Below are 13966 nucleotides of genomic sequence, written 5' to 3'. Positions count from 1 at the left end.
GGCCGGCTGCTCCCCGTTTGCGTCCGGGGCGAACGCGCCGACGCCGGCGGTGGCGACGACCAGGAGGACCGAAAGCAGGATCGGGGCGGCCTTCATCGTACGATGGCTTATCCCCCGGCGCTACAAAAACTCTCCTACGCAGATCCAGTCACCCCCGGAAGCATGGAAAGCGTTTTGCCTGGGGCCGGTTAGTTTCCTCCATATGCGGCGTTCCGCCCTCTTGGCCGCGGTCGTGCTGTTCGGTGTGTTTGCCGGGGCAGCCGCGATGGTCCCCGCGGCGGGTACGCCCTCTCCGGTCCATCCAGCTGACGCCCTGCAGCCGTCCGTCGACGGCGACCACACACAGTCTCTGGAAGCCCTCGGTGGTGCCGAGAACCCTCCCGAAACGACGTTCCGCGTCGTGCTTCACGGGGACGGGAACGCGACCTGGAACGTGACGGCCGAGTACCACCTCGAGACTGACGCCGACCGGGACGCGTTCGACGACTTCGCAACCGATTTCGAGGGTGGGACCGCGGACGCCCCGTTCGACGTCGAGACGTTCGAACAGATCGTCGCAGTCGCCGACGACTCCACCGATCGGGAGATGGCGATGACCGCCGTCCGCCGGGCCGCAGAACGCGAAGGGAACGTCGGGACTCTCCGCGTGGAGTTCACCTGGACGGCGTTTCTCGCGTCCGACGATGGGAAGCTCGTTCTCGACGACGCGTTGACGACAGCCGACGGCGATCCGCTCTTGGGATCGCTCGAATCGAACCAGCAGCTCGTCGTCGTGACGCCGGACGGCTACCAGGTGGACACGACGCCGGGAGTGAACCCTGACCTCAGAGAGGGTAACGCCTGGATCGAAGGGCCACAGCTGTTCACCGCCGAGGACCGTCTGATCATAACGTACAGCCCCGTCGATACGGATCCCACCCCGGGAACGCCGACCGAGGCGGCCGGAGACTCCTGGGAGATCATCGGCGGCGCCTTCCTGATCGGGGTGGCGATCCTGATCGCCGCGCTGCTGTATCGTCGAAAGACGGAGGGAGAAGGCGTCCAGTCGGACGCCGTGGTACCGACGGCCGGGGAAGATTCGTCCGGGGACGTACCGTCGCAACCCGTCGAGGGGGTCGGGGGACCGGGAGAAGAGGAGGCGGCCGACGACGAGGTCGATCTTTCGCTGCTTTCCGACGAGGAGCGGGTCGAACGGTTGCTGGAGCAACGCGGCGGGCGGATGCGACAGGCGGAAATCGTCGAGGAGACTGGCTGGTCGGACGCGAAGGTGTCCCAACTGCTCTCCAGGATGGCCGACGAGGGCTGGATCGAGAAGCTCCGCCTCGGCCGCGAGAACCTGATTTCGCTGCCGGACGACGTGGATGCCGACGGGAACGGTGGTACCGGCGGCGATACCGGCGGGGGCGGCGATACCGGCGGGGAGGGAAATACCGGCGGGGCGGGGAATACCGACCGTGACACCCACGCCGACGAGTGATCGCGTCTCCCGTTGATTTCAGTTGAACCGCGAACGGGAGGGCTATCAAAACGTTTACCATCGGCGGAAGTGACCCCTCTTTCATGAAAGTTCTCGTCACGGTGAAGGAGGTCGCTGAGGCCGCCGACGACTTCGAGATCTCGGGGACGGAGATCGAGGAGGGGTATCTGGAGTACGATCTCAACGAGTGGGACGATTACGCCATCGAGGAAGCCGTCCAGCTCTCCGAAGAGCGCGACGACGTCGAAACCGTCGGGGTAACGATCGGTCCCGAGCGCAGCGAGGAGACGATCCGGATGGCGCTGGCGAAAGGGCTCGACCGGGCGGTGCGCGTCTGGGACGATGCGATCGCCCGGCAGGACCTGCTCGATGTCGACGCGAAGGCACGACTGCTCGAGGCGATCGTCGAACAGGAGGAGCCCGATCTCATTTTGTCGGGCGTGCAGGCAAACGACGACAGCTTCGGTGCCACCGGCGTCGCGCTCGCCCGCCAGCTCGGGGTCCAGTGGGCCGCGGTGGTAAACCGGATGGAGCTCACCGAGGACGACACGGTCGCGAACGTTCGCCGCGAACTGGAGGGCGGCGTCGAGGAGCTCACCGAAGTCGACATGCCGGCTGTCCTCACGATCCAGACGGGGATCAACGAACCACGATACGCCAGCCTCCGCGGCATCCGGCAGGCACAGAGCAAAGAGATCGACGTGCAGGGTCTCGAGGACCTGGAGTTGGGGGAAGACGCCGTCGAGGGAGCCCTCGATCTCACGCGCATGTACGAGCCGGTGAGCGAATCCGACGCCGAGATCTTCGAGGGTGACCCGGGCGAGACCGCCGGTGAACTTGCTGAAGTCCTCCAGGAGAAGGGGGTGGGTGCCCAATGAGCGCCGTGCTCGCGGTCGCGGACCACCGTCGCGGCGAACTGCGGGACGTGAGCTTCGAACTGCTCACTGCGGGTCGGGAACTCGCCGACGACCTGGACGGTGAGCTCCACGTCGCAGTGATCGGTGGCGACGTCGAATCGTTCGCAGATAAACTCGACCGGGACGGGGTCGATGTCGTCCACACCGTCGACGAGGGCGAGGAGTTCAACCACGACGTGTACGTGCAGGCGGTCGAGGCGCTGTGCGGGGAGATCGACGCGACGGCGATCCTCGCGCCCAACAGCGTCAACGGGCTGGATTACGCGCCGGCGGTCGCCAACGGGCTGTCGATCCCGCTCGTGACCGACGCGGTAGCACTGGAGTACGAGGACGGCCTCGAGGTGACCCGCGAGATGTACGGGTCGAAGGTCGAGACGACCGTCGAGGTGGACGCAGACCGGTTCTTCGTGACGATCCGGAGCGGGGAGTGGCCAGCCACGGAAGACCGGGGCGACGCGTCCCTCGAGCCGTTCGAGTTCGACCTGGACGAGTCGGCGGTCGGCAGCCGAGTCACGGGATTCGAGGAGGTCGGCGAGGGTGACGTCGACATCTCGGATGCGGACGTGCTGGTGTCGATCGGTCGGGGTATCGAAGAGGAGGAGAACCTGGAAATCGTCGAAGCGCTGGCGGACGCGCTGGACGCGACGCTTGCGGCCTCGAGACCGGTCGTCGACAACGGCTGGTTGCCGAAGAACCGTCAGGTCGGCCAGTCCGGCAAGGTCGTCACCCCGGAGGTGTACATCGCGGTCGGCATCTCGGGAGCGGTCCAGCACGTCGCCGGGATGAAGGGCGCGAAGACGATCGTCGCGATCAACACCGACCCGAACGCGCCGATCTTCGACATCGCGGATTACGGCATCGTCGACGACCTCTTCGAGGTCGTTCCCGAGCTGACCGAACAGTTCAGCTAGTCGAATCGCGCGCCGGTCCGGGCCTCGGTTTCGTCACCTACAAACGCGCGGATCCCCTTTCTCCGGTGATGGAGTATCTCGAGCATCGGGTCGAGCTCGTGAACGACCGTCTCACCGAGGTGATCGAGGGGGTCGAACCCGCACAGCTCACTGCGGAGCTGGAACACGTCGTGCTGGCGGGTGGCAAGCGGGTGCGTCCGGCAGTGACGGTGCTGTCCTGTGAGGCGTGCGGCGGGGATCCGGCGGAGGCGGTCGACTTCGCTGCCGGCATCGAGTTCGTTCACAACGCGTCGCTGGTCGTCGACGATATCATCGACCGCTCGCAGCTTCGACGAGGCACCCCGAGCGCCTGGGCCGAGTTCGGTTACGGCCCAGCGTTGATCACCAGCGACGGGTTACTCGGCGAGGCGTTCGCGCTGTTTTCCGCTGACGATCGGGCGACCCAGATCGTCGCGGAGGCGATGGTCGAACTCGGCGAGGGGGAGGCGACCGAGCTCGTCTCCTATCCTGACTCCGAGGAGGCGTACATGGAACTGGCCCGGCGCAAGACCGGCGCGCTGTTCCGCGCGGCGGCGGAGTTGGGGGCCGTCGCCGCCGACGCCGACGCGTTCACCGTCGAGGCGTTCGGCGAGTACGCCGAGCGGGTCGGCATCGCGTTCCAGATCCGGGACGACGTTCTGGACGCGACAGCCGACGCCGACGACCTGGGGAAACCGACCGGTCAGGACGAACAGATGGACCGTCCCTCGTTCGTCCAGGTGACCGGCCTCTCCGTCGAGGAGGCGAACCAGCGGGCCCAGCGGCAGGCCGACCTCGCCCTCCAGTCGCTGGAGGCCGCAGACGTCCCCGAAACCGCGGCGAAAGGGTATCTCCGCGACCTCGCAGAGTTCGTCGTCGTGCGGGAGCGTTGATCCGGTTTCCGGCGGCACAGTTGCCCTGTTTCCTGTGCCCCGTTTCCTGTGCCCGTTTCCTGCATCCACGTGTGCAATATCTTCGCGGGAACGTTTCGAAGTACTCATAGTTGCGCAATCAGCTACTGCGATCATGAACAGAGCCGAGAAGGCCGGCCTGCAGCTACAGGCGGTCGCAGTGTTGCGAATGCTGAAGCAGACCCGGACGTACGACGAACTGGCGGCGGTGACCGGGCTTCCGGCGGGTGATCTGAACCGGTACGTCAACGGCCACGTGCTGCCCGGGACCGACCGCGCCCGGGAGGTGGTCGACGGGGTCGGCCGGGAGGCGCTCGCGTCGGAGCTTCGCGCCCGAGTTACCGTCGACGAGGAGGGGTACGTCGATAACTCCTCGGTGGTTTTCGATCAGTCGTTTCTCGATCTCGTCGCGCCGGTCGCCGTCGAGACGCTCGAGTTCGATCGGCCGGACGTCGTGTTGACTGCAGCGACCGACGGGATCACCCTCGGAGCGGCGATGGCCTCGCATTTCGACGCGCGGATCGCCTACGCGAAGAAATCCAAGGAGACCGCAGTCGAAGAGTTCATCGAGTCGCGACACCGGCTCGCCTCGGGGATCGAACTCACCTACTACCTGCCGGCGACGGCGATCGACGAGGGCGAGACGGTGCTGGTCGTCGACGATCTCATTCGGTCGGGGGAGACCCAGGAACTACTCCTGGACATCGCCGAGCAGGCCGGCGCAGAGGTGACCGGCGTCTTCACGCTGATCGCCGTCGGGCGGGAGGGGCTCGACCGTGCCCGGGCGTTCACGGAGGCGCCGGTCGGCGCCCTCACGACGTTCGAGGAGTGAACCGCCCGACGTCGGTTTCGCGGTCTGGCACCGTTCTGGCACAACCCCCGGCAATTAATCGTTCCGAGGGGCCTACCTCGAGCCGATGACGGAACTCGTCTTATATGAACTGCAGGGCTGTCCCTACTGTGCGATGGTCCGCGAGACGCTCGCGGAGCTAGAACTCGAGTACGAATCCAGAACCGTCCCACGGGCGCACCCGGAGCGAACGGAAGTCCAGGAAATAAGCGGTCAGACCGGCGTCCCCGTGCTTGTCGACGAGGCGAACGGCGTGGAGGGAATGACCGAGAGCACGCGGATCATCGAGTATCTCGAGGAGACGTACGGCGAGGCGACCTGACGCGGTTCCCCCGGCTGTTTTTCACTCTTCGAGCGCGGTGGACAGCGAGGTGATCCGTCTCGCGTCCCCCCAAGCGCGCTCGAACGTCGCGTCCGCCCGGGCCGCGAAGTGGGCGTCACGGAAGTTTACCATCCCGAACAGGTCGTCCGGCGCCGCCGGGTTCGGGATCGCGATGCAGATCTCCGCGTCGTCGATCAGCGTGAAGTTGCCGTGGAGGTCGTCGCTCGCCCGTAGTTCGAACAGCGACCAGTCGAACGGCCGGTGGTCGAGCCCCTCGCCGTCGCCCAACTCGCGTCCGAGTTGATCGAGAACGGACTCGGAAAGCAGAATCGAAATGTCGACCTCCCGCCTGTAGGCGTCGAACAGGGTCTCCAGGATCCGGGGGCCGAGTTCGTCGAGCTCGAACTGGGAGCTCACGGTGTCGGCCACGAGCGTCACCGACGACTCGGCGGTGTCGATGCGCTCGAGCAACAGCTCCATCGACTCTTCCGGTCCCATCACAGCCGTCCAGAACTCGTCTTCGGGCACCTCGATCTCGCGGAGCGCAGAGACGAGTTCCTCCCGCTGTGACTGATACCGTTCGAGCCGGTCGCGCAGTTCCCTGGTTCGCACCTCGAGTACCCTGTCGACGACCACCTCCGGTTCGACCGCGGCGTAGACGGTCGGATGGCTCCCGTCCTGGGTCCGGACCGCCCCGTGAGACTCCAGCCCGCTCAAGGCGTCGTAGATCCGTCCCATCGGGACCTCGCTCGCCTCCGAAATCTCGCTTGCGGTGGCCGATCCCAGCGCAAGCAACGCCCGATAGGCTCGCTCTTCGTAGCTCGAAAACCCCAGATCCCGAAGCGTCGCCTCTCCTTCGCCGATCCGCGTCTCCGTTCCCTCGCGTCGATCGCTCATGGCGTCTCTCTGTATATAAACACGGACAGTATAAACCAGTTCTCGTGGTTCCATTACAGGCGACTTACTCTCCGGACCGCGCGGCACGAATTCCGAACCCCCTTTTTACCCCTTATATGCCCGGTGTTGTTTTCCGCCCCGGTATCGCAACCGAACACTCGCTCCGTAACAAATATATAAAAACTGATATTATGTTTTTGATGGTTTGGAAACCGTTATCCGTCACAACCCCCGAGCAGTTCTACAATGAGTTCCCCGTGGCGCCGAGGGGTCGTCGGTGCGGTCGCGACGGTGGTGTTTCTGTCGGTAGTGATCGCCGTCGTCGGGATCGGTCTGGGGTCCGGCGTCGGCGTCGTGGAGGCCAACGAGACGCGATCGGGAGTCGTCCAGGGGAGCGCCAACCTCGACGTGACGTTGCCGGACAACCGGGTTGCGGCCGGGGAGACGGACACGCTCGAGTTCTTCATCGCGAACGACGGGGAGGTTGAGTCGACGGGCGAGCATCCCTCGGAGGCGATCGATCGGGCCACGGAGGCGCGATCGGTCAGGATCGACATCGACGACACGAGGGGGGCCCCGATCGACGTCCGAACGGGCGAACAGTTCGTGGGAACGATCGAGGACGGCGAGTCCAGCGGTCCCCACGCCTTCGAGGTGTTCGTCGAGGAGGACGCCGACCCCGGCGAGTACACGATCGACGTCGAAGTGACCTACCGCGACGCGCAGTTCGTCTACTACACGTATTACGACGACGGGGACGCCGACTTCGACGAGGACGTCCGCGAGCGGTCGGAGACGTTCCGGATGACGGTCGAAGTCGAGGACGAAGCCCGGTTCGAGGTCACGAACGTGACACACGACGTCGGGATCGGCGGAACCGGGCTCGTCGAGTTCGAGGTCGAGAACACGGGAAGCGAGGACATCGACGACGTCGTGGCGACGGCGACGGGGCAGGATCAGGACTTCTTCTTCGGCTCCGGCGGCCCCAGTTCGGAGACGTTCGTGGGCGAGTGGGAGGCCGGCGAGACGAAGACGATCGCGTTCCGCGGGGGGACGACTCCCGAGGCGATCCGGACGTTCTACACCGTGACTCTCGATCTCGAGTACGACACCGAGGACGGCGAACGGCTGGCCCGGTCGGTCCGGACGGCGGTTCGACCACACCCCGCTCATCAGTTCCGGATCGAGGAACTCGACCACTCGATCGGCGTCGACGAGTCGGGGACGCTGTCTCTCGAGATCAGAAACGCCGGAAGCGAGTCGATCCAGGAGGCGTCCGTCACGGCGACTGCGCAGGATCAGGACGTCTTCTTCGGCTCCGGGGGGCCCAGTTCGGAGACGTTCGTCGGCGAGTGGGAACCGGGCGAGACCAGAACCGTCGAATTCCGGGCGGGCACGACCGAGGAAGCGATCGAGAAGTTCTACGCGGTCGACGTCGACGTCGCGTACCGCACCGCCGACGACGAGGCGTTCGAACGCAGCCTCCGGACCGGGGTACAGCCGCTGGCCAAACAGCGGTACCAGGTCGTGGACATGGACCACGACGTCGCAGTGGGCGACGACGGCGTGCTCGAGATCCAGGTTCGCAACGACGGTCCGTGGGACGTCAACGAGGCTGCGGTCACGGTTTCGGCGGCCGATCAGGCGATCGTGTTCGGTTCCGGCACCGCCGGCGAGCCCATCACCGCCGGGGAGTTCACGTTCGAACCCGAGGGCACGGGGTCGCCGACATCGGAGGCGTTCGTGGGCGAGTGGGAGGCCGGCGAGACGGCGACGCTGTACTACCGCAGCGGCGCGACCGACGACGCGCTCGAGCGCAACTACACCGTCGACGTGACCGTCGAGAGCCGCGACGCCGACGACAACGACCTCACCCCCCGCACCCGGACGGTCGGCCTGCGTCCCCTTCCAGAGCAGACGTTCGCCGTCGACGACATCGAAAGCTCGCTGCACGTCGGCGAGGACGGAACCCTCGAGGGGACCGTGACCAACACGGGCGAGCGCCCTGTCGAGAACGTGGTCGTCCTGTACGACAGCGACGTGGCGAACCTGTTCCCGCGGGAGACCCAGTACGCGGTCGGGTCGCTGGATCCAGGCGAGTCAGCCGACTTCCGGTACCGGATCGGGGTGAGTCGGGACGCCGAAGCCGGGCCGAGACAGCTCGAGCTCACCACGCGGTACCGCAACCACCGCGGCGAGGTCCGGCTGTCGGATCCGACTGACGTGTTCGCGACCGTCCAGCCGCATCGGGACGAGTTCGCGCTCCGGCCGGCGGAGGCGACACTGGAGCCGGGCGAGACAACCCGGATCGCGATCGAGATCGAGAACACCTACGATCAGACGCTCCGAAACGTCCGCGCGAAGCTGTTCACCAACAGCCCGCTGTCCAGCGACGACGACGAGGCATTCCTCACGGAGATCGCGCCCGGGGAAACCGAGACGATCGTGTTCGAGGTAAGCGCCTCCGGCGGTGCGGTGGCGAAGACGTATCCCGTGTCGATAGACTTCCGGTACGACGACGAGCGCGACGAGACGAAGCTTTCCGACACCTATCGGGTGCCCGTCGAGGTGGTCGAACCGGCCGATCCGCTGGTTCCGCTCTGGCTCGTGGTGCTCCTTCTGGTGATCGCTGCCGCGGCGGGCTGGCGGTACCGTGAACGCCTCCCCGATCGGGACCAGCTTCGCGAGGAATGGGAGCGGCTCAGACGCAGGGACGTTCGTTCCGAGGGTGAACCAGGAATAACCGGAACCTTCTCTCGGTTGTTCGATGAGGGCTCCGAGAGCGGCGATGAGGGTGACCTCCCCGACGAGGGCGACGGCGACGACACCGAGTCGCCGTTCGACCACCGATGAGCCGCGGTCGGTGGGACTACCAGCCGGCGCTGGACACGGTCAACTACTGGATCACCGAGCGCCCCCGGGCGGTCATTCTGGCGTTTCTTCTCGTCACTGCGCTGTTCGCCGGCGGGCTCGCGAACATCCAGTTCGACGCCGGCACAGACGCGTTCACCGAGGACGTCCCCGAACAGCAGGCGCTCGACCGGGTGGACCAGGAGTTCGAGCCTGCCTTCGAAGACGACGAATCGACGACACAGCTCGTCCAGCGTGGCGAGAACGTGCTCTCACGTACCGGCGTGCTCCGGATGCTCGAGTTGCAACACCGGATCGAGCGGAATCCGGACATGCGGGTCGTCGAGGCGTCGAGCCCCGCACGGGGGGTCGCCCAGGTGCTGGATTCGGACGCCGAGACGCTCGAAGCGCAGATCCACGCCGTCGAGGGGGCGACCGAGGCCGAGGTCCGGGCGGCGGCTCGAACGCTCGTCGAGGAGAACCCCGGTATCACCCGATCGCTGTCGGACGACTTCAACGAGCGCGAGATGCACGCCTCCGCGACGATCGGCGTGATCACCCACCAGATCCCTGAAGGCGGTGACGACACCGAACAGGAGATCCAGCGGCAGGTCGAGTCGACCGCTGACTCCGTCGGCGGAGACGTGATCGTCTTCGGCAGCGGCATCTTCGACGCCGAGTTCGAGGCCGCACTCGTCGACTCGCTTTCGATCATGGTGCCTGCCGTCGGACTGCTCATCTTGCTTTTCTTGATCGTCGCGTACCGCGATCCCGTCGACCTGGTTTTGGGGCTCGTCTCGCTTTTCATGGCGGTCATCTGGACGTTCGGCTTTACCGGCATCGCGGGGATCCCCTTCAACCAGATGATGGTGGCGGTACCGCCCCTGTTGCTCGCGGTCGGCATCGACTTCGGCATCCACGCTGTCAACCGCTATCGAGAGGAGCGTATCGCCGGCGAGGGGATCCACGACGGGATGACAGCCGCCTCGAACCAGCTGCTCGTCGCCTTCTTCATCGTCACCGGCACCACTGCGATCGGCTTCGGCGCCAACATGGCGAGCGACCTGGGGCCGATCCAGGAGTTCGGCTTCGTCGCGAGCGTCGGGATCGCCTTCACGTTCCTCATCTTCGGGGTGTTCATGCCCGCCGCGAAAGTGTTCCTGGACGACCTCCGCGATGGGACCCGGTTCCCGGAGTTCAGCAACGAACCGCTGGGCTCCGAGGAGTCGACGCTGGGGCGGATTCTCCCCGCCGGTGCGGTCGCAGGACGGAAGGCACCGATCGCGATGCTTCTGGTGTTGCTCGTCGCCACCGCCGGGATGGGTGTCCTCGCGACCGACGTCGAGACCCGGTTCGACGACGAGGACTTCCTGCCGTACGAGGAGATGCCCGTCTACATCGACGCCATCCCCGAACCGCTCGGTCCGGGAGAGTACACGGTGACGGAGGCGGTCAACTTCCTCGGGGACAACTTCGAAACGGGGGAAGATGACGAGGTGACGGTGTACGCGGAGGGGCCCCTGCGCCAGCCGTACGCGCTCGAGTCCATCCACCGGGCCGGCGGTGACCCCCCGCCGACGTTCGTCGCCGACGGCGACCGGGCGGTCGCACGCAGCGTCGTCACCGTGATGCAGGAGTACGCCGACGAGGACCCGGAGTTCGCGGCGCTGCTTGCGGAAAGCGACGTGAGCGGAAACGGCGTCCCGGACCGGAACCTCGAAGAGATCTACGACGAACTGTTGTCTTCACCGGTCCGCGATGAGGCACTGAACTACATCTCCGAGGACCTGGATGCGACGCGGGTGATCTATTCGGTGGAGGCAGACGCCGGCCAGGAACCGGTCACCCGTGACGCCCGGGACGTCGCAAGCGATTACCGGCTGGAGGCGACCGCGACCGGCAGCATCGTCGTCTTCCAGGCGCTGACCGAACTCATCCTCGAGTCGGCGATCGTGAGCCTTGCGATCGCGCTCGGCGTTACCGGCGTCTTCCTGGTCGTCGTCTACGACGTGCTCGAACGCCGGGCGTCGCTCGGCATCGCCAACCTCGTTCCGATCGTCGTCACGGTGGTGTTTCTCGCGGGAACGATGCCGCTTTTGGACATCCCCTTTAATGCGCTCACGGCGACGATCCTCTCGATCACGATCGGTATCGGCGTCGCCTACTCGGTCCACATCACCCATCGGTTCATCGACGAGTACAACCGGGACCCGGACGCCTACGCCGCCCTGTTGACGACGCTTCGCGGGACCGGCGGCGGGATCACCGGCAGCATGATTACCACCGCCGGCGGGGTCGGATCGCTGCTGCTCGCGGTCAGCCCGATGCTCGGGCAGTTCGGCCTGTTGATGTCGGTGAGCGTGATCTACTCGTATCTGGCCGCGCTGATCGTGTTGCCGCCGACCCTGATCGTCTGGGAGCGGCGGTTCGGCTGAGCCGACCCGCTTCAGTCGGTCGATTTCCCGGCATGGCCGAAAAACCGTTATAGCTAGCGGTCGACTGTCCGACCGACGATGACCGAGCGTCTCGACGCCCGGAGCGCCCGGATCGAGCGGTCCCTGGAGCGGACACTCACCAGCCCGCACGCCGACGTCGAGTTCGACTCGATCCGCGATCGATGGCCATCCGAATACGTCCGCGGACACCTGTTTCTGGCGCTCGTCGACGCGGTCGGGACCGACATCGCCGATCCGTTTCCTGCCGCCGTGTCGCTTGAACTTTCGTACCTCCAGGCGCTCGTTCACGGACGGATCCTGGAGGATGTGTCGCCGTCCGGCCGAACGGCCCGGGAGGACGACCGCGCAATCCTCTCGGGGGATTACCTCCAGGCGCGGGCGTTCGAACGCCTCGGCCGACTCGACGCCCCGGCGCCGTTGGTTGCCCAGTGTTTCTCGGTGTTGACCCGCGCGAGCATCCGGACCCACGAAGGCCAGTTCGAAGGGCGACAGTTCTCCGCGGTCGCGTCCCCGGAAGACGGTGGCGTGATCAGGTTCGACCACACTGCCCCAGCGGTCCTGGGTGGGGCCGCCGCGCGGCTCGCGGGGGTCCTCGGGGGCCTCGAGGGGGCGACGCTCGACCGCCTCGAGGAGGGCGGTGCCGCGTTCGGCTGGACGCTCGCCACGGAGGCGACCACGGGGAACGCGGCCGTCGCCCGCCCGCGGGACTCGCTCGACGGGACCATCGCCGACATCGTCGACAGCTGTCCGGAGGCGGCCTCCCCCGGATTACACCGGAAGCTCCGGCGGATCGCCGCCAGGGTCTGTGAGGAACGCGCCTGCGTGAAGCCCGGCAGTCGACCGTGACGCCGAACGAACGCGAACTCCGTCCTACCGTTCTGGATGCACGTCCGCGTCGAACCCGCCCCTGACGAGCGGTTTCGCGACGTGGCGCCGGGCACACGGCGGCACCTCGTACCATCCCTCCTCGAGTTCCCGATCGATCGGTTGCTCCCGTTTCCGTTCGGCCTCGGTCCCGCAGTCGCGACACCGGTACCCCTGAGTGCGTCCGGCGGACGACATCGATCGGTCGCACTCGGGGCAGGTCGGGTTGACGCGCTCGGTCTCGACCAGCTCCCTGACGGCGAACTTCTCGAGTTTGAGTGTGCCGTCGGTGTGTTCGCCGCAGGCGGTGATCCGATCCCCGGACCGGAGCGCCCGGACGCGGTCCCGGAACCGCTTCGTCGGCTCGAAGGCCGCACAGTCGACGGTCGGGGAGTCGTTCGTTTCCGAATCCGACGGGCCGTCCCCTGGCCCCTCGGGACCGGCGAGTTCGAAGAACACGTGCCCGCCGCGGCGCGTCTCCGGTTTGCTCGCGACGATCCCTTCGATCCGGTAGCCCGCCCCGTCGCGGAGCGAGCCGATCTCTCCGGGTGCGAGGTGGGCGTCGGCCCCCTGGTTCGTCAGGAACGTCGCCGTCCGCTCGACCGGTTCGGCGTCGATTCGATGGGCGACCGCACGGCAGGCGTCGGGGTCGTCCCCCCGAATGCCATAGAGGATCGGCCCCGGCGCGTTCGGCACGCAGACCGCCTCCCCCTCCGCCCGGTCGACGGTGTCCCACACGGTCGGATACCCAAAGTCTGCGGCCTCGAAGACGCTGTCGACGTCGACTTCCCGGGGCGTGCCACACCGGTCGAACTCCCGGTAGGCAATGTGTTCGCTCGTCCAGTCGTCGAACGCCCGCCAGGCGCCGACTGCCGCGAGTGCGCCGATGCGTCCCCGGCCGACGGCGTCGTCTGCGCTGGGCTCTCCAGATGCCTCCGTTTTTCCACCGCCGAACCCCTCGTGCTCCCAGCCGTGACGCTCGATCAGATTGATCGCGTCCGCGAGGTCGTGAAACTCCCGCATCGCCCCGCGGGCGAACGCCGCGACGTCTTCCGGTACCGCCGCCGGTTCGACGTCGGCCACAACCGTGCCCGGAGAGGTTCGGGGATCGTCAGCGATCGCGAGCCCGGTCAGTTCCTCGCGAACCAGCTCCAGCGCCAGATCGGGGTCGACGTCGGCGTGCAGCGCGAGCGCCGCGTTCCCCCGGGTTTTGTGCGGGACTGCCGGGTTGAGCCGAACCAGCAGCTGCCGCCGGACCCCGCCGCCTGCCGCCTCGATGCGCTCGGCGAGCCGTGCCGCGAGGTAGGTCGTACACATCCCGCGTTCGCGGGAGTCGGTGTCGTCGACGCCCACGATCGTCGCTGTCGACTGCGTCACTGTCGGCAGTAGTTGACGGTCGGATAAGGCGGTTACGCGATCGGAGAGCGGTTCAATATAAATGACCCGGAGTTCGGAAGTAAAACCGCCAGACGGCGTAATACCGGTATTCCGAA

11 protein-coding genes are annotated in these 13966 nt (G+C 66.5%); 9 read left to right on the top strand and 2 right to left on the bottom strand.

Annotated features, from left to right (window positions below):
* The first annotated feature begins 202 nt into the window (after positions 1–202).
* The 6 genes from AArcSl_RS04405 (at position 203) to AArcSl_RS04380 (ending at position 5406) form a co-directional block, all read left to right on the top strand.
* Positions 203–1477 carry a helix-turn-helix transcriptional regulator gene (locus AArcSl_RS04405; RefSeq protein WP_119815564.1) on the top strand — a complete coding sequence of 425 codons (1275 nt, stop codon included), beginning with the start codon at positions 203–205 and terminating at the stop codon, positions 1475–1477.
* An 83-nt stretch (positions 1478–1560) separates the two neighbouring features.
* Positions 1561–2355, top strand: coding sequence for an electron transfer flavoprotein subunit beta/FixA family protein (locus AArcSl_RS04400; protein ID WP_119815561.1), 795 nt, complete (start codon positions 1561–1563; stop codon positions 2353–2355).
* The gene (locus tag AArcSl_RS04395) at positions 2352–3305 is read left to right on the top strand and encodes an electron transfer flavoprotein subunit alpha/FixB family protein (RefSeq protein ID WP_119815558.1); all 954 of its coding nucleotides are present in this window, start codon (positions 2352–2354) and stop codon (positions 3303–3305) included. Before AArcSl_RS04400 ends, AArcSl_RS04395 begins: the two co-directional genes overlap by 4 nt.
* Positions 3306–3373: 68 nt before the next feature.
* Positions 3374–4216 carry a polyprenyl synthetase family protein gene (locus AArcSl_RS04390; protein ID WP_119815555.1) on the top strand — a complete coding sequence of 281 codons (843 nt, stop codon included), beginning with the start codon at positions 3374–3376 and terminating at the stop codon, positions 4214–4216.
* A gap of 133 nt (positions 4217–4349) precedes the next feature.
* The gene (locus AArcSl_RS04385; RefSeq protein WP_119815552.1) at positions 4350–5066 is read left to right on the top strand and encodes a phosphoribosyltransferase family protein; all 717 of its coding nucleotides are present in this window, start codon (positions 4350–4352) and stop codon (positions 5064–5066) included.
* 85 nt (positions 5067–5151) lie between these two features.
* Complete coding sequence (locus AArcSl_RS04380; protein WP_119815549.1) at positions 5152–5406, top strand: glutathione S-transferase N-terminal domain-containing protein; 255 nt, start codon at positions 5152–5154, stop codon at positions 5404–5406.
* Between the two features lie 21 nt (positions 5407–5427).
* Here the strand turns inward: AArcSl_RS04380 and AArcSl_RS04375 are convergent, their stop codons facing one another.
* Positions 5428–6303 carry a TrmB family transcriptional regulator gene (locus AArcSl_RS04375; RefSeq protein ID WP_119815546.1) on the bottom strand — a complete coding sequence of 292 codons (876 nt, stop codon included), beginning with the start codon at positions 6301–6303 and terminating at the stop codon, positions 5428–5430.
* A gap of 246 nt (positions 6304–6549) precedes the next feature.
* On the opposite strand from AArcSl_RS04375, the gene AArcSl_RS04370 reads away from it, so the two are divergent.
* The 3 genes from AArcSl_RS04370 to AArcSl_RS04360 all read left to right on the top strand — a co-directional run bounded on the left by AArcSl_RS04370 (position 6550) and on the right by AArcSl_RS04360 (position 12455).
* Complete coding sequence (locus AArcSl_RS04370) at positions 6550–9156, top strand: COG1361 S-layer family protein (protein WP_119815544.1); 2607 nt, start codon at positions 6550–6552, stop codon at positions 9154–9156.
* Complete coding sequence (locus tag AArcSl_RS04365) at positions 9153–11588, top strand: efflux RND transporter permease subunit (protein WP_119815541.1); 2436 nt, start codon at positions 9153–9155, stop codon at positions 11586–11588. The genes AArcSl_RS04370 and AArcSl_RS04365 overlap by 4 nt, the downstream gene beginning before the upstream one ends.
* Before the next feature lie 78 nt (positions 11589–11666).
* Positions 11667–12455: a polyprenyl synthetase family protein gene (locus AArcSl_RS04360; protein ID WP_119815538.1), complete on the top strand. Its 789-nt coding sequence runs from the start codon at positions 11667–11669 to the stop codon at positions 12453–12455.
* Positions 12456–12479: 24 nt separating this feature from the next.
* Here AArcSl_RS04360 and AArcSl_RS04355 read toward each other — a convergent pair whose 3' ends face one another.
* On the bottom strand, positions 12480–13850 hold the full coding sequence (locus AArcSl_RS04355; protein ID WP_394337314.1) for a tRNA(Ile)(2)-agmatinylcytidine synthase: 1371 nt from the start codon (positions 13848–13850) through the stop codon (positions 12480–12482).
* Positions 13851–13966 lie beyond the last annotated feature (116 nt).

Source organism: Halalkaliarchaeum desulfuricum (assembly GCF_002952775.1).
In the GTDB taxonomy this organism is placed as follows: domain Archaea; phylum Halobacteriota; class Halobacteria; order Halobacteriales; family Haloferacaceae; genus Halalkaliarchaeum; species Halalkaliarchaeum desulfuricum.
This window is presented reverse-complemented; position numbering and strand designations above follow the sequence as displayed.